Origin of the sequence: Rickettsia endosymbiont of Ixodes pacificus, from assembly GCF_000965155.1 — a bacterium.
Taxonomy (GTDB): domain Bacteria; phylum Pseudomonadota; class Alphaproteobacteria; order Rickettsiales; family Rickettsiaceae; genus Rickettsia; species Rickettsia tamurae.
The window spans coordinates 1,213,113-1,236,067 of sequence record NZ_LAOP01000001.1 but is presented as its reverse complement, the minus strand read 5'-3'; the positions used below and the strand labels follow the sequence as shown (position 1 = coordinate 1,236,067).

Here is a 22,955-nt window from a genome sequence, read left to right as displayed (position 1 = left end):
CTCGCAATGACAACCCCGAGACCACGGAATGATATAGTTGTGATAAAAATATAACATTATATTAAAACTTTATAAAAAAACTACGGCGATACTTGTAATTATATACAATATATAGTATACTCAGCCCGTAGTTTAGAAACTATTGAAACAAAATATTGGGTTATTTCCTTATCAAATGTGGGATATCTTGACTCACGTTTGATAAGTTTGTTTTAATACTAAGATACTAAATTTTAACTTAAATATGGGAAAAAAATTATGGCTCAAAAACCAAATTTTCTAAAAAAATTAATTTCCGCAGGATTGGTAACTGCTTCTACAGCTGCCATAGTGGCCGGTTTTGCAGGCTCAGCTATGGGTGCTTTATTAGCTACTAATGGTAATACAGCTCTTAATGCTCCTGCTAACTGGAATCCAGCACAGGCTCCTGCTACTGGTGATACTCTTAGAATTGCTAATAATGGTGATCGAGTTACCTTAGATTCTGTAGGGTTTAACGTAGCTGCTCTCATAATCGATACAGGTGGTAATGCAGAAGCTGTAACATTAAGTAAATCATTAAACATTGGTTCTATCGTAGGAGTAGCAGGGGCTGATTTAGCTAATATTACTGTCAATCAAGCAGGTCAAGTCTTAACTTTAACAGGTACACAAGGTCTAGGTGCTGCGGCTAATCAAGTCAATATTTATAGTGGTTTAGGTGCAATCGATTTCGCTAATCTTGCTTTCACATTAAACTTTAATCCTGCAGATACTACTAACGGTATTATACTTGGTGCTAATGCTAAGATTGCTAATGCAGCTAACGCTGGTGCTGTTTTAAATGTCACTAATGCCGGTAGCGGCATTGGTAACCAAGCTAAAGGTTTAGAAGTACAGGATAATAGTTTTGTTGCTGTTAAAACTCTTAATGTTAACGATGGAAGCCTTTTACGTTTTAATTCAAATTCTGATGGAGCAGGTAATGTTAATTTAACATTACAAAACGGTGGTAATGTTATAAATCTTCAAGGTAGCGGTACATTGCATCTTCTTGCTAAAGCAGGTGGTAACGGTAATGCTGCCAATTTTTTTGTCCTTAATGGTACTACACTTGGTGGCGGTGCAGGTGACGGTGGAGATAATAATGGTATAATACATTTTGATACTACAGCTGTAGCTGGTACATTTGGTACTACTGCTCCAGGTCTTACTGCAGTAGTTGGTACAAATAATGCAAATCGTGCTCAGCAATTTATTGTTACTGCTGTCGGTGGAAATAATGCTACAATTACAAACCAAATTTTTGCTAAAAATGTAACAGTTAACGGTGGTACTAGTACTTTCCAACAACAAGTTGATGTAGGTAACGGTGGTAGTACAACTTTCAAAGCAGCTTCTACAACTACAATGACTATTTCTTCAACACTTGGTGCTGTTGATTTTGGTAATACTGCCTCACAAATTATAGTTGCTGCTGCTAATGCTCCGACTCTTACAGGTAATTTTACAGGTGATGCGAGCAATGCCGGTAACACTGCAGGTGTAATAACTTTCCTCGGTGCCGGTACTTTAAACAGTGCGGATGCAAATACTCCGGTGACAAATAAGATTACGGCAATCGAAGCTAGTGCTGCTGGGATTGTTAATTTATCAGGAACACATACTGCCGAGTTACGTTTAGGAAATGCCGGTTCTATCTTTAAACTTGCCGACGGTACAGTTATCACCGGTAATGTTAACCAAACTGCTCTTATTGGCGGTGCTCTTGCCGGTGGTGCTATTCAGTTAGATGGAAGTGCTACAATTACCGGTGATATAGGTAATGGTGGTGGTAATGCTGTGTTACAAGGGATTACTTTAGCTGATGATGCTTCAAAAACATTAACACTTGGTGGAGCAAATATTATCGGTGCTAATGTCGGTGGAATGATTGATTTCCAAGCTAACGGTGGTACTATTAAATTAACAAGTACTCAAAATAATATTTTAGTTGGTTTTAATTTAGCTATAAATACTGATCAAACAGGCGTTGTTGATGCGAGTAGCCTAACAAATGCTCAAACTTTAACTATTAGAGGTGGTATCGGTACTATTGGAGCTAATAATAAAACTCTTGGACAATTTAATATCGGCTCAAGTAAAACAGTTTTAAATGGCGGTGATGTTGCTATTAACGAGTTAGTTATTGGAAATAACGGTTCAGTACAATTCGCTCATAATACTTACTTAATAACAAAAACTACAAATGCTGCAAATCAAGGTAAAATAATATTTAATCCTGTTGTAGCTAATAGTACAACTCTTGCAGCCGGTACAAAATTAGGTAGCGCTGCAAAGCCACTTGCAGAGATTAATTTTGCACCTGCTATAGACACTATATTAAATGTAGGTCAAGGTGTTAATTTATACGCCACTAACATTACTACTGCTGCTGCTGACATGGGTTCTTTCAGCTTTAAGGCAGGTGGAACAAATATAGTAAGAGGTACAGTCGGTGGACAGCAAGGTAATAAGCTTAATACTGTAACATTAGATAACGGTACTACTGCTAAGTTCTTAGGTAACGCAACATTTAGCGGTGGAACTACAATTGAAAATAATTCTACCTTACAAATCGGTGGTAACTATACTGCGGACTTTGTCGCATCTGCCGATGGTACCGGTATAATAGAATTCGTTAACACCGGTCCTATTACCGTAACATTAAACAAACAAGCTGTACCTGTTAATGCTTTAAAACAAATAACATTTTCCGGTCCTGGTAACATAGTGATTAATGAGATAGGTAATGCAGGTAATGAGCATGGTGCGGTGACTGATACAATTTCTTTTGAAAATGCAAGTTTAGGTGCAGTTTTATTCTTACCTAGCGGCATCCCATTCAACGATGCAGGCAACCCAGTCCCTTTAACAATTAAAAGTACCGTAGGTAATGGTCCAGCAGGTAACTTTAATGTTCCTGTTGTATTCGTATCAGGTGTGGATAGTGTAATCGCTGACGGTCAAGTAATCGGTGATCAAAATAATATTGTAGGTCTAGGTCTTGGAAGCGATAATGGTATTGCTGTTAATGCTACTACATTATATGCAGTTATAAGAACTACAAAAAATAATCAAGGTACTGTAATTCTTAGCGGCGGTATTCCTAATACCCCTGGTACGATTTATGGCTTAGGTATAGAGAATGGTACTCTAAAGTTAAAGCAAGTAACGTTTACTACAAACTATAACAACTTAGGTAGTATTATTGCAACTAACGCAACAATTAATGACGGTGTAACTGTTACTACAGGCGGTATAGCCGGAACAGATTTCGACGGTAAAATTACTCTTGGAAGTGTTAACGGTAACGCTAATGTAAGATTTGCTGACGGTACATTTTCTGATTCTACAAGTATTATTGTTACTACTAAAGCTAATAGCGGTACCGTAACTTATTTAGGTGATGCGTATGTTGGTAATATAGGTGCTTCAGATACTCCTGTAGCTTCTGTTAAATTTACAGGTAATGATAATGGTGCAGGATTACAAGGAAATATTTATTCACAAGTCACAGACTTTGGTACTTATAACTTAGGTGTTTTAAATTCTAATGTAATTTTAGGCGGCGGTACTACTGCTATTAACGGTGAAATCGATCTTGATACAAATATCTTAACATTTGCAAGCGGTACTTCAACATGGGGAAGCAATACTTCTATTGAAACTACTTTAACAGTAGCAAACGGTAATATAGGTCACATCGTTATCGCGGAAGGTGCTCAAGTTAATGCAACAACTACAGGAACAACAACCATTAACGTACAAGATAATGCCAATGCAAATTTCAGTGGTACACAAACTTATACTTTAATTCAAGGTGGTGCTAGATTTAACGGTACTTTAGGAGGTCCTAACTTTGCTGTAACCGGAAATAATCGTTTCGTAAAATACGGTTTAATACGTGATGCTAACCAAGATTATGTAATAACACGTACTAACAATGCAGCAAATGTAGTTACTAATGATATTGCAGGTAGCCAATTTGCAGGTGCACCGGGTGTAGGTCAGAACGTTACAACATTTGTAAATGCAACTAATACTGCAGCATATAATAATCTTCTTTTAGCTAAAAATAGTGCTGATTCTGCTAACTTTGTCGGAGCTATCGTTACCGGTACAAGTGCGGCCGTAACTAATGTACAATTAGATGTAGCAAAAGATATCCAAGCTCAACTTGGTAACAGATTAGGTGCTCTTAGATATTTAGGTACTCCTGAAACTGCTGAAATGGCTGGACCTGAAGCTGGAGCAGTACCGGCTGCGGTCGCTGCAGGTGACGAGGCTGTTGATAATGTAGCTTACGGTATATGGGCAAAATCTTTCTATACTGATGCACATCAAAGTAAGAAAGGCGGTTTAGCTGGTTATAAAGCTAAAACCACCGGTGTCGTAATCGGTTTAGATACGCTAGCTAACGATAACTTAATGATCGGTGCTGCTATCGGTATCACTAAAACTGATATAAAACACCAAGATTATAAGAAAGGTGATAAAACTAACGTTAACGGTTTCTCATTCTCTCTATATGGTGCCCAGCAGCTTGTTGAGAATTTCTTTGCTCAAGGTAGTGCAATATTTAGCTTAAACCAAGTGAAGAACAAAAGTCAGCGTTACTTCTTCGATGCTAACGGTAATATGAGCAAGCAAATTGCTGCTGGTAATTACGATAACATGACATTCGGCGGTAACTTAACAGTCGGTTATGATTACAATGCAATGCAAGGTGTGTTAGTAACTCCAATGGCAGGACTTAGCTACTTAAAGTCTTCTGACGAAAACTACAAAGAAACTGGTACAACAGTTGCAAACAAGCAAGTTAACAGCAAGTTTAGCGATAGAACCGATTTAATAGTAGGTGCTAAAGTAGTCGGCGGTACTATGAACATAACTGATCTTGCGGTATATCCGGAAGCTCACGCTTTTGTGGTTCACAAAGTAAACGGTAGATTATCTAAAACTCAGTCTGTGTTAGACGGACAAGTTACTCCGTTCATCAGCCAGCCTGACAGAACCGCTAAAACATCTTATAATTTAGGTTTAAGTGCAAGCATAAGACCTGATGCTAAGATGGAATACGGAATCGGTTACGATGCTCAGATTGCAAGTAAATATACTGCACATCAAGGTACTCTAAAAGTCCGTGTAAACTTCTAATCGCTCCCGATTAGCAAGTTTATAAGTTCCTCAAGAAAAAAGCTCTCTTTGAAAAAAAAGGGCTTTTTTTTATTCTATATCCCAATTTTTGTTTATCCTCGTAGAGCATTGTTGCGTGGATACCGAGTCGTCATTGCGAGCAACCGTAGACCTTGTTGCATGGATCGGTTTTTCTCCTGTCATCCCACGATTTGATCGCGGGATCCAGGAAAAATAGACAAATAATGTACATTATAAGTTGTTTTTATGGACCCCGTGGTCAAGCCACGGGGTGACACAGTGGGTTTTGCCGCTCCACGCAACAATGCCTTCTCGCAATGACGGAAAAGCCGAACCACGCAACATAGTATATATGTAATAACACTTCGCCAAACCTAACTCAAAATTTTTATTGACTTTTAGTCGAAAAGATATAAAGCTTTACAGCTAAAAATTTAAAATTAATAAATATTATGAAAAAATATATATTAGTGATTATTATGCTTCTAATAAGCGGAAGTATATTTGCTCAAAGTCAAATATCTAATTTAGTTGTACCGGTTAGTTATAGCTAGACCATAGTAAATAGGTACATACTATGCTAATATATATGTTATAAATGATAATAAATAAATTATGGCAAGCAGTTACAGTTACGATTTAAGAATGAAACTATTCAAAGCTCTAGATGATGGGCTCTCAATTGTTAAAGCATGTAAAATATTCAATATAGGTCGTAACACTATATATAGATGGAAAACTCTTAAATGGGAAACAGGAGATATAAAAGCAAAACCTTATGGTCCAGCAAAGGGTTATAATGCAAAAATAAATCTCAAAGAATTTGAAGAATTAATTATCAATAATCATGATAAAACAGCTAAAGAATTAAGTATTATACTAGGTAATAGATTACAAAGAACTAGAATAAATTACTATAGAAAACTACTAGGGTACACTTATAAAAAAAAGTCATCTTCATCCCAGAAGGGATATTGGTTTAAGGAATGAATTTATAGAAAAGATACAGCAAATTTCTAAAGAAACTCTAGTATTCATTGATGAGTCAGGAATAGAAGATAATGCTTGTAGAGAATATGGATGGAGTATAAAAGGTACTAGATGTTATGGAAACAAAGTGTATCAACATAAATCCAGGATCAGTATGATAGCGGGGCTTCGTAATAATCAAATTATAGCGCCAGTAATATTTGAAGGAAATTGTAATAAAGAAATATTTACAACCTATGTAGAGACTATATTAACTAAAGAATTACATCCTGGACAAACAGTAATTATGGATAATATCAACTTCCATAAGAATAATATAATAAGAGAATTAATCGAGTCGGTTGGGTGCAGAATTTTATTCTTACCTACATATAGCCCAGACTTAAATCCTATAGAACATTATTGGTTTAAGATTAAGAACGAAATAAGAAAAGTTACGGGGCAATTCAAAGATATCAGTATGGCTGTAGAACACGTACTAAAGTTTATTTAACTGTACCTATTTACTATGGTCTAGCTATATTTCATAAATCATGTATCGCAATTGGAAAAGCTAAAAGAAAATCTTAATAAATATAAGCAATCTAGTGTAGTAGGGGTAAGCGGTATGGGAAAACGCAGCTTGCTAGAATGTACGCTTATGAAAATAAAGATAACTATAACATAATTTGGTTTATTGATTGTAATCTAAATATAGAGCAGCAATTACTTAAATTATCTAAAGCTATTAATATTGGGGAAAATCACCGGTGATTTCAGAAGATATGGCAGTGATGAGGAAAGATTTAATGGTTTATCTAGCAAGTAAAGATAAATGGTTATTGGTATTTGATAATTTAAAAATAGGCGAGAATAAGAAAATAGAGGATTTTATTAATTGGGAATATAATGGTAATATTATATTTTGTTCCCAAGACGCTGAATTATTGTCTAACATAATCAAAGCAAATGCTTTCACTAAGCCGAAGCTGCATTACTTGCAAAAAATATATTGGAAAATAAAAATCCGGAATTAATAAGTTTTTTGACTCAAGAATTTGGAGGTTATACGATTCTCGTAGTTCAAGGAGCACAAATATTAAATCAAATACAAGGTTTGAACTTAGAAGAATACAAGAAAAAGATAAAAGCCTCTAAGGATAAAATTGAGCTAAATATAAACTTGTTAGCAATGAATTAAAGCCTAGTGCCAAGAGATTACTAGATGGGATAGCATTACTTAATAATCAAAGTTTTTCAAAAGAATTATTAAATTCTATTACTGAAGATAAGAATAGTCTAGACGATGATATTTATCAGCTTTCTAAATTTGCTTTGATCTCTAATATTGAGCCTAATGAAGTTAATCCGATATTTGAAATGCATGATGTTATAGCTGAAAAAATATTACAAATAAATGGAGATAAAGGAAATAAAGAATATCTTGAACGTAGTGTTACTAATCTTTTAAGTTCTATACCTAAAAGTTTATAAAGGGGCGTATTTTTAGAAATGCTAAAACTATATCGGATAATATTGAAATAATTACAAAAAATGCAGAAAAATACGATATATCGATATATAAAATTTTAGAGTTAAAATTAAATTTATTAATACAATATGCTAATTCTTCCGATTTATATAACTCAAAAAAAATTAGTAAATTGGTTTGATAAAAACGATCAAAAAGGTAAATTTAAATTATGGACAATGAATAATGAAGAAAATTTTGCTTATGCTGCATATTTAGGACGCATAGGATGGTATTATAGAACTTGGTCGGATCCTAAAAAAAGCAATTGAATATGATACGAAAGCTAAGCAGGTATTTGATGAAGTGAAAGGATATGATTCCATAAAATGTAATGTAGTTTTCGGTTCGGCTATATCCAATATTCAGCTAGGAAATCTAGAAGAAGCAGAAAAAATATCCAAATGATGGAAGATATGTTCAATCAAAATCTAGTAGATATAACTGATACGGCAACTATATATTATGCAAAATCTAAATTGTTTAGTATTCAAGGTAAAAATTATGAGGCCTTGAGAAGAATTGACGATAGTGTAAATGCTTGTATCGAAAACGGCATGAAACCTCAAGATTTATTTCTTACCGGTTCATATCTCATTAAAGTAGATGTATTAAATAATCTTAAGAAACATCAGGAATCTCTTTCTTTATTAGAACAAGTATATGATATGAATAAATCGAGTAAAAAAGAGGAAAATTAAGTATTTGGACGAATTTTTACTCAAAAATCAAGAGCAAAGCTAGGTTTAGGTGATGTTACCGAAGCTCTAGAATACGCTAAAAAAGCTAAAGCAATTTTTCTTAATGATCCAACTAGACCTAACAAAGAGATTATTATATCACCGGATATAGATTTGGCAAAAACGTTTGTTGCTGAAGGGGATGCACTAGTGTTACTTAATCAAAATGAGGAGGCGGTAGATGCTTATGCTACTGCTGAAAATATATATTGGAATAACTATAAAGAAAATATGAAAAATGTGTATGAAATAAGTAATATGTATCTTGCAGCCGCTAAAGCTAGTTGCACTTTACCTAAGAAATTTTGGTATGAAAAATTCCGTAATAATCAAATAGAAAAATTCGGAGCTGATCATCCGAATAGTATAAAAATTTTAAACCTTAAATGTGATGGTTCACATTAGTTAGTGTTGTTGTGTGAATTCATTTTAAAATACTAAAATTGTTAGTATTTTAAGTTGTTTTTCTAGATACCGTGGTCAAGCCACGGTATGACACCGAACGCGTTTTTTGATCCATGCAACAAAATATCACATTAGCTAGAATTTTTTCTGATTAGTGCAATAAAAAAGCCGGAAGCGGTGAGAATAATTCCAAGCCAAATAAAGCTCATCATTGGCTTGTAATATATTTTAGCATGGATTATATCGCCGTCTATATTACTTAAAACTGCGTAAAGATCATATGATAAGTAAGAGTATATATCGCTTTCTTGCGATAAACTCTTTTCAACTATATAAAGCCTATTTTCCGGTTTTAATATAGTTATATTACGGCTATCATCCTCAAGCCAAAATTCAGCGATTTGTCTATAATAATTTTTACCTTGAGCAAACTTAATATTTTGCAATGTTACTTTAAATTCGTTAAAAGCTTTACTTGTTCCTACTCTGCCGGTAAAATCCATTTCGCTTTGTAATAATGCATTCATAGTGATACTAAAGCTAATTAGTGCAAAACCGAAATGCCCAAGTATCATACTAGCGTTACTTGCTTTAAGTCTATTTCTAAAATAATTAGTTTTAACCAAAAGATAATGAACATTATGAAGCATAAGAAATATAGATGCGATTATAGTTAAAATCGATATAACACTAAATGTTACTTTTAATGATATTAAATAAGTAATTATTAGAGATAATATTAGAATTATAATATGTTTTTTAATAGAGATTCTGGTAGTAAATAATCCTATGGTACCAAGAATAGGGATAACGAATATAATAAAATTATTAACAAAAAATGTTTCACTAATAATAATAGGTTTATCGTCGAATAAAGAGTAAATTGGTGGATAAAGTGTGGCAGCTATTAGTACGATAAGGCTAAGTAGGAAGAATATATTACCGAGGAGTATGGCTTTTTCTATTGCTGTCATCCCACGGCTTGACCGCGGGATCCAAAAAACAATTGATAATGCTTTTAACTGGATCCCGCGGTCAAGCCGTGGGATGACACACAATCCTCCAATCCCCATAATCAAAAATATTCCAAGCAAGTATATTCCTCTCTCAGGTGAGAATGCAAAAGAGTGAATTGAGGTAATAAAACCGGAACGTACTAAAAAAGTACTAAATATTACCAACAAAAAAGTAATGATAGATAAAATTATCGTCCAACTTTGCATGCGTCCGGTTTTTGTCGTTACAATTATAGAATGATGGAGCATAATTCCGGATAACCAAGGAAATAGCGAAATATTCTCTACCGGATCAAAAAACCAAAATCCGTCCCAGCCGAGTTCTCTATATGCCCACCAAGAACCAAGGCTAATGCCGATAGTAGTAAATAAGATACCGATATTGGAAAATGTTTTGAGAAGATGGATAAGTGTCATACCGTGGCTTGACCGCGGTATCTCAGGACGCAATCTGTGGCACAAGGTCCCGTGGTCAAGCCACGGGATGACAGTGGTAAGTAACATAGCACAAACAATAGTAAAAGGTACTACATAGCTAACATAACCTAAATAAAGCAGAGGAGGGTGGATGCTCAAAGCAATATCTTGTAGCATCGGGTTTAAGCCTAACCCTTCTTTAGGAACGAAAGAAAACACGTTAAAAGGATTGGAGGTAAAGTAAATAAAACTGCTAAAAAATAGTTGTATGGCTGATAATATGATAATAGATAAAAATTTAAGCCGGTTATCTTCAAGTAAAAATATATAACAGCAACTAACGATTTGTAATAAACAAAACCATAATAACATTGAGCCTTCGTGGCTCGACCAACTACCGGCTATTTTATATATTAAAGGTTTTAAAGTACTGGAATTTAAGAAAACATTTTGTAGTGAAAAGTCAGAGATAATAAAAGCATAGACTAGGGTAAAAAAGGCAAGTATAGCACATGAGGCAGCTATGTAGAAGTAAATGTCATTCCCGCGTAGGCGGGAATCCAGAAAAAATAATTTTACTATTGGTAAAGAAGTTATTTTTTTTGTAAAATAAACATATAAAAAATTTAATTTTTTATATGTTATACTGGATTCCCGCCTACGCGGGAATGACAATAGTACCGACATCCCACTTAAGCACATCGTTGTTAGCAGTAAAAAATTACCGATTTCACTCACTGCTTATTGTTTCCTCGGTAGTAGGTAATACGGTAATTTTTACGCTATCAATCTTATTGGCAATTTTCTTTAAAATAATTACCTTTAAATTAAATATTTCAATTACTTCCCTTTGATTTGGAATTCTAGCAATTTTATGGATTATTAATCCTGCTATAGTGTTTGCATCCTCATCCGATAAATTCCAATCAAGTTCTCGGTTAATATCTCTAATAGTCGTAGTTCCTTTTATAATGAACTCGGTATTAGACTTCTTGATAATTTCATTATTAAGTCTATCATGTTCATCAGTAATGGGTCCTACGATTTCTTCTATAACATCTTCAAGAGTAATAATACCTAGTAGAGTACCATACTCATCTACAACACAAGCAAAATGATTATTACGTTCTCTAAATGCATGTAGCTGGTCTACTACAAGTGCATTCTCAGGGATAAACCAAGGTGGAGTTAGAAGTTTATTAATATCAACTTTTTTTGCATCATTATTATTTTCGTATAATGCTTTAAGCAAATCTTTTAGATTGAGAATCCCTATTATATTATCTCTATTATCTTGCCACAAAGGTATACGTGTATGAGCCCCCGATAATAAAGTTTTAATTATTACTTCATGAGGTAAGTCGATATTAAGGGCTATAATACTGCTTCTGTGAGTCATAATTTCCGATACCGTCATATTACGTATATCTAGTATCCCGCCGAGCATATTACGATCGGATTTATAAACTCCGCCTTCTTGATGGTAATGCTCAATCACGCCTCTTACTTCTTCCGTTCCTGATATTTGAGGATTTAAATTAATACGAAATATGAAGCAAAATATTTTTGTAATGTAATCAAGAGCAATATTAATAGGTTTGAAAAACTTTAAAAATATTACGATAGTTGAAGCCATTTTTAATGCTAATTGCTCAGGTTTAGCAACGGCTATTGCTTTCGGTACTACTTCGGCAAAAACAATAATTATAAAAGCCATAACGCCGGAAGCAACAATGGGACCATTATCTCCAAGAAAGCTAATAAAGAGAGTAGTAGCAATAGTGGTACAAACAGTATTGATTAAACTATTACCTATTAATAAAGTTCCTATGATCTTTTCTTTTTTCTTAAGAACCTCTAAAACTGTTTTAGCACGCTTATTACCGGCAATTTTAAGCTTATGAATCTTCCCTGGGGAAGAAGCGGTAATAGCAGTTTCGGTAGCGGCAAATAAAGCAGATAAGGCAATCATTATTATAATAACGATCACAAGTATGGTAGTCATTCTTTGTTAAAATATAAATTAACTATAAGTAATTATATTAGGAATTATAGCCAATTGCAAATTATTTACATAATATATACAAGTCATATAAATTTAGGAAGCTTTCATATTATTTCCGATATTGCCAAAGTTTTTGACATTGATCTTATTACGGCAGAAAAATTAAAGGTTCTCTACGGTAATGCAATATTATCTTCGTTTGATAAAGATTCTATTATTAATTTAGAAGATTTGCAAATTGACAGTCTTTATAATCTTAATGCAGCAATTACTATTTATAAGCTTACTGAAATAATCGGACCAAGGAAGAGATATTATCAATGGTAAAAGCTGAATATGATAAAGCAACAAAGGGACAACCGCTAGCATCTCGAACTATCATTACCGGTGGCGGGTCAATGCTTAGAGGTGTTAAAGAACTGGCAAATAAAATTTTTGAGCAACAAGTTCGTATCGGTAAACCGGAAATTATTGACGGCTTTGCTGAAGACTTATAATCCCACTATCTACTCGACCGTTATCGGTATGTTAAAAATTCATGCCTTAAAACAATAGCACGAATCTTTTCATGTTGGATTAAACAAAAATACCAGCTTTCTCAAAAAACTTTTCATTTAGCTTAAGGAGAATATTTAGTGCTGGTATTTATAATAATTGATTTATACGTAAGTGCATTTAAAATTATTTATTACCTAAATCATTTTTTATGCAATTTCTTTTGTAGTAATTTTTTAATAGTTTGAGCATCAAGATTATTTGGGTCTAATTCTAATGCTTTATTTATTTGTAAACCTTCAGATTTGATCTGACATATTAAGATTGAAATTAGACGAGTTTGTGGGTATGTAGATAACTAAGGAGTTATCTATCATATCCACGAACTAAATATAAAACTCAATTAATAGGAACAATATGTCAAATTATGATCAAAAAATAATCAAACCTAAATTAGGATTATTAGAACTTGCAAAACAACTAGGTAGTGTTAGTACTGCGTGTAAAGTAATGGGCTATTCAAGAGATAGCTTTTACCGTTTCAAGGAACTATATGAGATGGGCGGAGAAGCGGCTCTTGTGGATATGAGTCGTAAGAAACCTATAGTAAAGAATCGTGTATCAGAACATATAGAACAAGCAGTAATAAATCTTGCTATAGAGAATCCTGCTCTTGGTCAGCTTCGTGCGAGCCAAGCACTAATAAAGCAAGGTATTATAGTGTCATCCAGTGGTGTACGTTCTATCTGGCTACGCAACGATCTTGAAACTCTAAAGAAACGACTCAAAGCTTTAGAAGCTAAATCTGCACAGGACGGTATCTTACTGACAGAAGAGCAGATATCTGCTTTAGAAAAAGCAAAACAAATTAAAGAGGCTCATGGAGAAATTGATACTCAGCATCCCGGTTATCTTGGTGCACAAGACACCTATTATGTCGGTAATATGAAAGGAGTAGGTAGAATATACCAACAAACCTTTATTGACACTTATTCTAGAGTGGCTATTTGCAAACTCTATACTGATAAATCTGCAATAACATCCGCTGATATTTTAAATGATAAGGTAATACCTTTCTTTAATAATCATGATGTACCACTACTGAGAATCCTTACAGATAGAGGAACGGAATATTGTGGTAAGGTAGAACATCATGCTTTTGAGTTATATTTGGCTATAGAAAATATTGATCATACTAAAACTAAGGCACGTTCTCCTCAAACTAATGGAATATGCGAAAGATTACATAGAACTTTAAAAGATGAATTTTATGATATAGCTTTCCGTAAAAAGATTTATAGCTCATTAGAGGATTTACAGATTGACTTAGATCAATATTTAAACAAATATAACAATACTAGACCGCATTCTGGAAAGTTCTGTTATGGAAAAACTCCTATGCAAACTTTCAAGGATAGCATTAAAATTGCTCAAGATAAGTCTATTAATTCTTACTTATCTGACAGCACTTTTGCTGCTTAATCAATCTCTACCTGTCAGATCAAGTGTACGGGCTGTTGAAAAAATCAACAAGGTTGCAAATACTTTAATATTTTTTTATCTTTAATAGCAGTAGATAAAAAAACCAAAAAATAATTTTAAGTATCCGTTTAAAATTTTGTACTATCGCAATCATCAGTATTTGAATCTGTGTTTTCTGTACACTTCTAAATTTTGCTCCTCGTAAACCATGATTCTCCTTAGCTTCACCAAATAGACCTTCTATTTTCCACTTTCTCTCAATTAGTTTTTTCTTAAAATCAATTCTATTCTGTCTGACCTTTACCTCATCTATTTCATCCTGATAAGGATTACGATAAATAAATCGTCCTCTATTACTATAATTATCAGAAATACAACCTGATTTTAGAGAGCAATTTTTACAATGCCCTCCTGTAATACGATAACGTTTTATTTGTTTTTTATCTAATTTATCATACGGATAAAGATAATGTCCCTGTGGACACTTATATCTATCCTGTTCTCTATCATATTGAAATTCCCCCCTACTTATTTTTCCTTCACCAAGATTATCTACATGTAAAGGTATATAAGTTGTAATTCCAAGTAATTTAAAATATCCATAGGTTGGACCTCTACCATAACCTTTGTCTGCTATCCATTCTTTTACTCTAAAAGAAAAATTATTTAATATATTCCAAACTCTACTTGGAAGTACAATACACTCATGTTGTGATCCTGTACTTACATAACAATCTATTATAATACGTGAATCTGAATCAATTGAGTAGTGGGTCTTATAACATAGCTTTTTATAACCATTAGTTCTTGATACAAGACTACAATCAGGATCTGTCCTACTGACATGAGTTTGATTAGATATTTTCCTTACTTTTTTCCCTTCTCGGAAATCATGATAACGACGTTCATATTTTTTTAATTCTCTCTTTTGTGAATCACCTTGATCTTTTCTTAATATTAGGCTATTCATAGAGGCATTAGATTCAACTAAAGAGGCATCTGAAATAATTGTTTCTCCTTTTATAATATCTAGTTCATACCATTGCTTAATCAAGCTTATAAATATTTCTTGAAATAGTTCTACCCCAAATCTATCTCTTATCCTACTTAATGATGAATGATCCGGTACTTTATCCTCTAAACTTAAACCACAAAACCACCTATATGCTATATTTAACTGAATTTCTTTACATAATCGTCTATTTGACTTTATACCATATAAGTAACTTATTATTTGCATCCTAAAAAATAATACAGGATCAATTGATGGACGTCCGTAATTAGCACAATAACGATTCTTAGTTATTTCATAGATAAAAGAAAACTCTAATTCTTTAGCTTCATGAATCCTCACTAATAAATGATCATTAGGTATCATGTGCCTTAAGCTAAGGCTATTACATCTCACACTTTGATCAAGCTTATAACCCTGCATCTTTACACCTTCATTTAAGCATAAAAATACAGCTTATTCCTTAGATTAACTCTTTTCTACTTCTTTTTATAACTTTTTCAACAGCCCGTGTAGAGTTTTACATATTATCTAATGCAATAGCTTTTCAAACGTCTTTAAAGCTTCTTTGTGTTTACCTAATTTATTTAACTCGTTTCCTTCTATTAAAGCATTAAGAGCTTCTTCCTTCTTTAATTTATATTCTCCTTTATCGGTTAATATAATATCTTGAGGAAATTTTTGCTCTAATGCTTTATATTTATCAAATGCTTCACTAGCTAACTTGTATTCACCTAATTTTTCTAAAATCATAAATTTTAACCAGTAATATTTAGAATTTTTAGGATCTAGGTTGATAGCGTTATTGCTTGCTTTTAAAGCTAATTTATTTTCGCCTAATTTTGTTAAAATAATACTTTTAACAAAATATGCATGATGGTTATTAGGCTCTAGCTCTATAGCTTTATCAATCTCTTTAAGAGCTAAATCAAATTTACTCATTCCAAACAAATTATCAGCTTTAGAAAGATATTTATTAGCCAATGATTGAGTTGTAAAAGTTAATAGAAAAATTGTACGTAAATATTTTAAAAAGTTTTTCATATATCATAGCTCTTTCTTGTAACTTCTAGTAATATTCTCTACATGCTCCAAAATCTTTTCAGCAGCTTCGAAAGGTGATAAGTCACTAACGTCAAGTTTTAGCGGATTAGGATGGGATATATTTATTAAAGAGTCTACAATTGTTTAAAATAAGTTTTAATGTCTAAGTTGATTACTGCCTTTGCTCTCTTGTTGCTGTTTACTAGTCCAACGATTAGATAATTGAGTTTTAGCTTGCCGCTCTTGCTGTTTATCGATAACGACCTGTGCATGCTTTTCTCTTAACTCCGGTCCTTTATTCAAAGCTTCGCTCTCAGTAAGAATTGGCTTGCCGCTTGCTTTTCTAATCATAGTCTCCACGGAGTAAGGACCACAATCAAAATTATTATTTTGCTGCTTGATTTGTTCATCAATACCAAGCGGAGGTTTTTTATTTTCAAATGCTTTATTTATTGTATCAGGTAATATATTATTATTACTACCTATAGGATGCCCGAAAGAATCATTAAAAGTTATAATAGTTTGATTATCTTCTTTACTATGAGTCATAAATAAATTACACCAATGTCCGGTACCCATCTCTATCGGTATCACTGCACATTCTTTCCCATTTTCTTGTATATCTTTAGCAAAATATCTGTGTTAATTTTTTGTTTAGATTCTGCTTCTTTTAATAGTGCATTACTCTGTTTTTCACGTTCCTCATCCCCCGGTAAGAGTAATTATTTTTTCTCTAGCCTCAAGGTCTTTTAAAACGTTGTTTCGTTCTACTTCCGGAGCATCTTTAAACATTGCTTTTGTCTCTTGAATTTCTGCTAAGGCTCTCTCTTTCTCTTCGCCTTTTATGGTAAGATCTCTAAGCATTTCTTCCTTAACTACTGTATTTGCTAAAGTTATAGCCGGTTGTATTGAAACTTTTTTGTCATCTAACGCTGCCGTCAAGATATTTACAATATCATTTTCAGTATACCAATATTCAGGTTTTTTTATGTTATTTAGATCTTCTTGTGAAAGATCATATTTAAAATCATTAATATTAATATTATTACTTGGATTATCATGGTGCAAAGTAGTACTAGCAGCCCTCATCGCTTTATAGTCTTGTTCTGTCATACCAAATAGCTTATCTTGCTGCTTTTGACTTGAACCTATAACCGGAGAGCTTTTAGAAACGTGTTGTTGCGGTTGAGTTATAGAAGATGCAACAGTAGTTATTGATTCTTCTGTTATTGTCGGCTTTGCTTCCGTAGTTGGAGTTACTTGAGTTTTAAGTTCTTCTTTTTTTCGAATATTGCTTCTTTAAAACTAGTTACTATATCTTTAAAATAGTTAAAAACTCTTCTAAAAAAACCTTGCGGTTGTGGTTGGTTTTCTTTTGGAGGTTCATATGATGTTGTTTGTTCTAATTGTATATCCTTAGGGCTATCATTCATAACTTTCTTTGTATTAAAATTAAAGTCAATAGGATTTATCTCAGCTTTACCTAAATCTTTTTGAAATTGCCTGGATATTTGTGATACATATTTTTTAAAATTTTCAGCAGCATTATTTGGATCTTTTAAGATTTCATTAATTTCGAGTTTCAATCCGTAAATTTGATCTTCAGAGGTAATACCGAATTTAGCAGTGATGAGATTTGTTGCTTCGTCTGCAGAAAGAGGCCAAGTTTCTATAATCACTCTACCGCCTTGATTTTTAGCATTTTTTATTATTTTATCTAACTTTTCTTTATTAGGTATTGTACCGGAAAGTAATTGATCAATTTTACGATCATATACAAGATTGTTAAAAACAGATGTTACTAAACTTATATCCGTAATTGTAGTGGTTTTATCTTTTGGTACTATACCATCGGCTATAGCTAAATTTTGATCTGTTTCATTTGTAAAAAAAACATGATCAACTTTTTCCATAATTTGCTTCCAATAAGCTTCTAGTTCAGAATTTTGGGGTAATGAATTATATTGATCAAAAGTAATAGTAGTTTTTATATTTAAATTTTGTGAATTAATTAAATCTTGTACCCGAAAAATTGGTTTTACATTATTATTAAGTTGAATATTAAAAATCGGTGTTTTGCCCTTTTCGCGGGATTCTTGTAAGATCTCCGAAAAAATACGTTCTTTATCGGATATATGTGATGCTTTATTAACTTCTAGCCGGATAATAGGCAGTTTATTTTGAGTTTCCTGCTTGTTTATTTTCTCTAATATCCAATCTTTATCTCCGAGTAAAAGAGTAAATATAATAGGCTCAGCCATTACTAACCTTTATTAAAAGAATATTAGATTCTGTGAAAATTTCTAAAAAGATTTAATTTTGGCTCTTTTTTGCTGCAAATTATAAGATTTTTTTGAAATAGGAGTAGCTATTCCTGCAAAAATCTTATTAATTTTCGCTAAAAAATATCTCAAAATATTAAATCAATTAGAAATTTTCACAGAATCTAATATAATTATTAAAATTTTTGAGCTTTAAATCAAGCTATATTTAATAATCCATGCTTTAGCTTATATAATTTATCCATTTTATGTGCTAACTCATGGTTATGTGTTACCATAATAACTGCGGTATTTTGTTCTCTTGCTACTTTTAAAAATAAATTAAATACTTCATTTGTGGTTTTGGGATCTAAATTACCTGTCGGTTCATCTGCTAAAATAATTTTCGGCTTATTAATTAAGCTCCGAGCTATAGCGACCCGTTGTTGTTCTCCTCCCGATAATTCTCCGGGCATATTATAGAGTTTTCCCCCAAGCCTTAAATCATCTAATATCTTTGTTGCATCTTCTATTGCTTCTTTTTGATCAAGACCGCTAATAAGTCTTGGCATAATAACATTTTCAAGAGCGGTAAAATCTTTAAGTAAGTGATGTTGTTGATAGATAAAACCTAAATAATGAAGACGAATGAGATGATATTTTTGATACTTGCTATTTGGTATGATGACTTGACCGTTTGTAGGTTTATCAAGTAAGCCGGCAATATGTAATAAAGTTGATTTGCCGCTACCTGAAGAACCTATTATAGCGATTAATTCACCTTCATTAACCGTTAGATTAAGATCATCTAGTACTCTAACAATAGTTTTGCCTTGGCTGTAATGTTTTGAGATATTTTTTAAAATGAGGACTGTATTATTCATATCTTAGGGCATCCACGGGATTTAATTTTGAGGCTCTATAAGAAGGATAAATTGTTGCAAGAAAACACAATATTATAGATAAAGAGGTAATTAAAATAATGTCCTCAGCTCTTACTTTTGAAGGTAAACTATAAAGAAAATAAATAGCTGCCTCGAAAATTTTAGTGCCGGTTATACGCTCCAAATAATTCTTGATAGTTTGAATATTATAAGAAAAGGTAACCCCAAGGATTACACCTAGTGTTGTGCCAAGCAATCCTATAAACATTCCGTTATAGATAAAAATAAGCATTATTTGCTTAGTGCTTGCTCCCATAGTTCTAAGAATTGCAATATCTGAAGTTTTATCTTTAACAAGCATAAATAAACTTGAAATAATATTAAAGGCGGCAACCGTAATAATTAAAGATAGAATAGTAAACATAGCCGTACGCTCAACAGCAAGAGCGCTTAAAAATTGCGAATTTAAGGTTTGCCAATTAAATACATATAGGTTTGGACCTAATAATGATTGTATTTTATATGAATATGCGAGAGCTTTATCGGGATCTAGACTATTAATTTCGATTAAATTAATATCGTCGCCAAGAGATAAGAAATTTTGTGCTGCGGTAAGCGGCATTAATATCGTTGTCAAATCATAATCATACATACCGCTATTGAAAATTGCGATAACTTTAAATTCTTTTGATCTTGGCATACTGCCAAAGGCGGTAGAAACTGAATTCGGTGAAATTAATCTAATCTTATCCCCAACGGTTACGCCTAAATTGCTTGCTAATTGTTCTCCGAGTGCTATTACGTTTTTGCCGTGAAAATTATCAAAACTACCAAAATTTACATTTTTAAAAATTTCATTTCTTAAACTTAGATCCTTTAATTTCATACCTTTAACAAGTACACCGCTATTATTATTTTTACCAAGAGCCAAAGCTTGACCGTGGGCAATGAATGTTACATGCTTTACATAATCTTGTTTTAGGAGTTTAGCTTTAATCTCTTCATAATTATCAATACTACCACCTTGCCGATTTATTACTATATCCCCATTTAACCCGATAATATTTTTAGTAAGCTCTATATGAAAACCGTTCATAACGGACATGACTACTATTAATGCTGCAACGCCGATCATTACGCCTACTAACGAAAAGGCAGAAATAATAGAAACAAATTTTTCGTTTTTCTTAGCTCTAAAATATCTGAAAGCTATCTTGAAGATAAAATTGTTATTGATCATTTTTTTATTTTTTCTTACATCCGTTTCTAGGTTATTCCTGCGTGAATCAGCTTTTTTGTCATTGCGAGCAGCCGTAGGCTGCGTGGCAATCTTATGAAATAATAACAAATTCCTGAGATTGCTTCGTCAAAACTTACAGTTTTTCCTCACAATGACGACATAAAGACATCTACACGTTACTAGAAACCTCAAAGGCTTTATCGTACTTAAATAATTTAGGTAATGTTACTAACCCAAATAGCGTAACAATGGATATAGTAATGCCAAGAGGGGTAAAAGTACCGTAAAATCCTACTAATTGCAACCCAAATGCCGTTAAAATCAATCTAGCCGAAGTAAAAATAGCAGTCATACGAGGCTTTACCGTCCGGAATAGCTTCTAAACATAATATGTTAATCGGATATATCACGCCAAGAGATAATAATAAAGTAACTATTGTTATGGTTAAAGGATTATTAATATTATATACAACTAATATGCTATTTCCTAGTAGGAATAGTATTATAAATATAACTCCAAAATAGAAGCAATTTCTAATACCGAATTTTTTAAAGCAATAACCGCTTGAAAAGCTCATAATTGAGAATAGAGCCGCCATTGCTCCTTGATAAAGTCCGAAATACTCTAAAGTTACACCTAAATCTTGCATATATAAAATAGGAGCAATCACGATAAATACCAATATCCTTGTGCAAGAAATATCATTGTAAGTATATAATATATAGCTTTTGGCGATTTGAAGATAGGTGTATATTCTTTTAAAGAAATACGTATTTTTTTATTAACTTCTCTTTTTGGAATAAATAATATACCAAGAATTAGACTAATCAAACCTACTATAAGCAACAAAATAAAATTGCCACGCCCCAGCCCCAAAATAAATTGATGTAGCTACCTATAACCGGTGCTATTGCCATAGAAAGAGCAATAGTGCCGTTTTAAAATGCCCATTAATCTTTGCTGTTCTGTACCGAATAAATATCGGCAAGAACAACATATACTAGCACTGCAACCGATGATATCCCGCATCCTTGCAAAAATCTTCCAAATAATATAGCTTCATAATTATTTGCAAATACACAAAATAAACTACCAAGATTAAAAATCAGTAAACCGAGTATAATAATCGGTCTGCATCCATATCTATCTCCTAAATTACCGATTATAAGCGAAGTAATACAATAAGCGGTTAGATTTACACCGAGTAGTAGTTCCGTCATAAAAGTTGAAAGGTTAAACGTGTTCTACAGCCATACTGATATCTTTGAATTGCCCCGTAACTTTTCTTATTTCGTTCTTAATCTTAAACCAATAATGTTCTATAGGATTTAAGTCTGGGCTATATGTAGGTAAGAATAAAATTCTGCACCCAACCGACTCGATTAATTCTCTTATTATATTATTCTTATGGAAGTTGATATTATCCATAATTACTGTTTGTCCAGGATGTAATTCTTTAGTTAATATAGTCTCTACATAGGTTGTAAATATTTCTTTATTACAATTTCCTTCAAATATTACTGGCGCTATAATTTGATTATTACGAAGCCCCGCTATCATACTGATCCTGGATTTATGTTGATACACTTTGTTTCCATAACATCTAGTACCTTTTATACTCCATCCATATTCTCTACAAGCATTATCTTCTATTCCTGACTCATCAATGAATACTAGAGTTTCTTTAGAAATTTGCTGTATCTTTTCTATAAATTCATTCCTTAAACCAATATCCCTTCTGGGATGAAGATGACTTTTTTTTATAAGTGTACCCTAGTAGTTTTCTATAGTAATTTATTCTAGTTCTTTGTAATCTATTACCTAGTATAATACTTAATTCTTTAGCTGTTTTATCATGATTATTGATAATTAATTCTTCAAATTCTTTGAGATTTATTTTTGCATTATAACCCTTTGCTGGACCATAAGGTTTTGCTTTTATATCTCCTGTTTCCCATTTAAGAGTTTTCCATCTATATATAGTGTTACGACCTATATTGAATATTTTACATGCTTTAACAATTGAGAGCCCATCATCTAGAGCTTTGAATAGTTTCATTCTTAAATCGTAACTGTAACTGCTTGCCATAATTTATTTATAGTCCCTTTGGTGGTTAAAACCTCCATCTTCCAGATGGAAAAGCTTTAGCTTGCCATGTGCGCCATGATGCGTTAGCATCACAAGCACCATGAGTTCAATACGTCAGGAAATTACGTACTGTTTACTATAGTCGCTACTATACAGTGTGGTAGACATTGCATACGCATCAAGTTA

At 32.8% G+C, this 22,955-nt stretch carries 19 protein-coding genes and 3 pseudogenes; 10 read left to right on the top strand and 12 right to left on the bottom strand.

All coding sequences use genetic code 11. The annotated features are described in order from the left end of the window. The first annotated feature begins 258 nt into the window (after nt 1-258). Nucleotides 259-5,178: an outer membrane protein OmpB gene (gene ompB / locus REIP_RS06585; RefSeq protein ID WP_045804111.1), complete on the top strand. Its 4,920-nt coding sequence runs from the start codon at nt 259-261 to the stop codon at nt 5,176-5,178. Between the two features lie 179 nt (nt 5,179-5,357). Here ompB and REIP_RS11170 read toward each other — a convergent pair whose 3' ends face one another. Then, a complete protein-coding gene (locus tag REIP_RS11170) occupies nt 5,358-5,516 on the bottom strand; it encodes a hypothetical protein (RefSeq protein WP_156147451.1) in 159 nt (52 codons plus the stop codon). A 277-nt stretch (nt 5,517-5,793) separates the two neighbouring features. Here REIP_RS11170 and REIP_RS09945 point away from each other — a divergent pair. From REIP_RS09945 to REIP_RS06555, 7 genes are all read left to right on the top strand, one after another. Next, nucleotides 5,794-6,661, top strand: a protein-coding gene (locus tag REIP_RS09945; RefSeq protein WP_156147374.1) for an IS630 family transposase whose coding sequence is annotated in 2 segments (ribosomal slippage) — nt 5,794-6,120 and nt 6,122-6,661 — 867 coding nt in all. Because the reading frame shifts where the segments join, the coding sequence is not laid out codon by codon here. A 256-nt stretch (nt 6,662-6,917) separates the two neighbouring features. Beyond that, nucleotides 6,918-7,184: a hypothetical protein gene (locus tag REIP_RS12775; protein ID WP_231569287.1), complete on the top strand. Its 267-nt coding sequence runs from the start codon at nt 6,918-6,920 to the stop codon at nt 7,182-7,184. After that, on the top strand, nt 7,160-7,348 hold the full coding sequence (locus REIP_RS12770; RefSeq protein ID WP_231569286.1) for a hypothetical protein: 189 nt from the start codon (nt 7,160-7,162) through the stop codon (nt 7,346-7,348). The genes REIP_RS12775 and REIP_RS12770 overlap by 25 nt, the downstream gene beginning before the upstream one ends. A 134-nt stretch (nt 7,349-7,482) precedes the next feature. Beyond that, nucleotides 7,483-7,641, top strand: coding sequence for a hypothetical protein (locus tag REIP_RS11815; protein ID WP_197069238.1), 159 nt, complete (start codon nt 7,483-7,485; stop codon nt 7,639-7,641). A 126-nt stretch (nt 7,642-7,767) separates the two neighbouring features. Next, entirely contained in the window at nt 7,768-7,950 is a 183-nt protein-coding gene (locus tag REIP_RS11810; RefSeq protein ID WP_052691109.1) for a hypothetical protein, read from the top strand. 144 nt (nt 7,951-8,094) lie between these two features. Beyond that, nucleotides 8,095-8,379 (top strand): hypothetical protein, encoded by a 285-nt coding sequence (locus tag REIP_RS06560; protein WP_231569285.1) that lies wholly within the window; start codon nt 8,095-8,097, stop codon nt 8,377-8,379. Between the two features lie 153 nt (nt 8,380-8,532). Then, a complete protein-coding gene (locus REIP_RS06555; protein ID WP_032139059.1) occupies nt 8,533-8,823 on the top strand; it encodes a hypothetical protein in 291 nt (96 codons plus the stop codon). A gap of 131 nt (nt 8,824-8,954) precedes the next feature. Here the strand turns inward: REIP_RS06555 and REIP_RS06550 are convergent, their stop codons facing one another. Both REIP_RS06550 and REIP_RS06545 read right to left on the bottom strand, forming a co-directional pair. Next, nucleotides 8,955-10,820, bottom strand: a complete 1,866-nt coding sequence (locus REIP_RS06550) for a heme lyase CcmF/NrfE family subunit (RefSeq protein ID WP_410525704.1) — start codon at nt 10,818-10,820, stop codon at nt 8,955-8,957. A gap of 166 nt (nt 10,821-10,986) precedes the next feature. After that, on the bottom strand, nt 10,987-12,261 hold the full coding sequence (locus tag REIP_RS06545) for an HlyC/CorC family transporter (protein WP_045804109.1): 1,275 nt from the start codon (nt 12,259-12,261) through the stop codon (nt 10,987-10,989). Nucleotides 12,262-12,330: 69 nt separating this feature from the next. Here REIP_RS06545 and REIP_RS12765 point away from each other — a divergent pair. Further along, a pseudogene (locus REIP_RS12765) lies at nt 12,331-12,813 on the top strand (cell division FtsA domain-containing protein); the annotation flags it as partial. A gap of 360 nt (nt 12,814-13,173) precedes the next feature. Next, nucleotides 13,174-14,238, top strand: coding sequence for an IS481 family transposase (locus REIP_RS06535; protein ID WP_045803893.1), 1,065 nt, complete (start codon nt 13,174-13,176; stop codon nt 14,236-14,238). A 64-nt stretch (nt 14,239-14,302) separates the two neighbouring features. On the opposite strand, the gene REIP_RS06530 is transcribed toward REIP_RS06535, so the two are convergent. The 9 genes and pseudogenes from REIP_RS06530 to REIP_RS09935 all read right to left on the bottom strand — a co-directional run bounded on the left by REIP_RS06530 (nt 14,303) and on the right by REIP_RS09935 (nt 22,769). After that, complete coding sequence (locus tag REIP_RS06530) at nt 14,303-15,616, bottom strand: transposase (protein WP_172686766.1); 1,314 nt, start codon at nt 15,614-15,616, stop codon at nt 14,303-14,305. A gap of 165 nt (nt 15,617-15,781) precedes the next feature. Then, on the bottom strand, nt 15,782-16,294 hold the full coding sequence (locus tag REIP_RS08570; protein WP_052691107.1) for a tetratricopeptide repeat protein: 513 nt from the start codon (nt 16,292-16,294) through the stop codon (nt 15,782-15,784). Between the two features lie 156 nt (nt 16,295-16,450). After that, a complete protein-coding gene (locus tag REIP_RS11155) occupies nt 16,451-16,888 on the bottom strand; it encodes a Ulp1 family isopeptidase (protein ID WP_156147448.1) in 438 nt (145 codons plus the stop codon). 108 nt (nt 16,889-16,996) lie between these two features. Beyond that, nucleotides 16,997-17,407, bottom strand: coding sequence for a hypothetical protein (locus tag REIP_RS13760; protein WP_410525710.1), 411 nt, complete (start codon nt 17,405-17,407; stop codon nt 16,997-16,999). After that, nucleotides 17,407-18,555 (bottom strand): annotated as a pseudogene (locus REIP_RS11150) (hypothetical protein); the annotation flags it as partial. The pseudogene REIP_RS11150 and the gene REIP_RS13760, both read right to left, overlap by 1 nt. A 218-nt stretch (nt 18,556-18,773) precedes the next feature. After that, nucleotides 18,774-19,439: an ABC transporter ATP-binding protein gene (locus REIP_RS06510; RefSeq protein WP_045804107.1), complete on the bottom strand. Its 666-nt coding sequence runs from the start codon at nt 19,437-19,439 to the stop codon at nt 18,774-18,776. Further along, complete coding sequence (locus REIP_RS06505; RefSeq protein ID WP_045804374.1) at nt 19,432-20,679, bottom strand: lipoprotein-releasing ABC transporter permease subunit; 1,248 nt, start codon at nt 20,677-20,679, stop codon at nt 19,432-19,434. The genes REIP_RS06510 and REIP_RS06505 overlap by 8 nt, the downstream gene beginning before the upstream one ends. Nucleotides 20,680-20,848: 169 nt before the next feature. Beyond that, nucleotides 20,849-21,924: pseudogene (locus REIP_RS06500) on the bottom strand (MFS transporter); the annotation flags it as partial. Continuing rightward, a protein-coding gene (locus REIP_RS09935) for an IS630 family transposase (RefSeq protein ID WP_156147447.1) occupies nt 21,914-22,769 on the bottom strand; the annotation gives its coding sequence in 2 pieces (ribosomal slippage) (nt 21,914-22,441 and nt 22,443-22,769; 855 coding nt in all). The gene REIP_RS09935 and the pseudogene REIP_RS06500, both read right to left, overlap by 11 nt. Nucleotides 22,770-22,955: the final 186 nt, after the last annotated feature.

Excerpts from the sequence above, each read along its gene's own strand:
- ompB (WP_045804111.1), top strand. The coding sequence starts at position 259 with ATGGCTCAAAAACCAAATTTTCTAAAAAAATTAATTTCCGCAGGATTG.
- REIP_RS11810 (WP_052691109.1), top strand. The coding sequence starts at position 7,768 with ATGCTAATTCTTCCGATTTATATAACTCAAAAAAAATTAGTAAATTGG.
- REIP_RS06560 (WP_231569285.1), top strand. The coding sequence starts at position 8,095 with ATGTTCAATCAAAATCTAGTAGATATAACTGATACGGCAACTATATAT.
- REIP_RS06545 (WP_045804109.1), bottom strand. The coding sequence starts at position 12,261 with ATGACTACCATACTTGTGATCGTTATTATAATAATGATTGCCTTATCT.
- REIP_RS06535 (WP_045803893.1), top strand. The coding sequence starts at position 13,174 with ATGTCAAATTATGATCAAAAAATAATCAAACCTAAATTAGGATTATTA.
- REIP_RS06530 (WP_172686766.1), bottom strand. The coding sequence starts at position 15,616 with ATGATACCTAATGATCATTTATTAGTGAGGATTCATGAAGCTAAAGAA.
- REIP_RS08570 (WP_052691107.1), bottom strand. The coding sequence starts at position 16,294 with ATGAAAAACTTTTTAAAATATTTACGTACAATTTTTCTATTAACTTTT.
- REIP_RS13760 (WP_410525710.1), bottom strand. The coding sequence starts at position 17,407 with ATGACAGAACAAGACTATAAAGCGATGAGGGCTGCTAGTACTACTTTG.
- REIP_RS06510 (WP_045804107.1), bottom strand. The coding sequence starts at position 19,439 with ATGAATAATACAGTCCTCATTTTAAAAAATATCTCAAAACATTACAGC.
- REIP_RS06505 (WP_045804374.1), bottom strand. The coding sequence starts at position 20,679 with ATGATCAATAACAATTTTATCTTCAAGATAGCTTTCAGATATTTTAGA.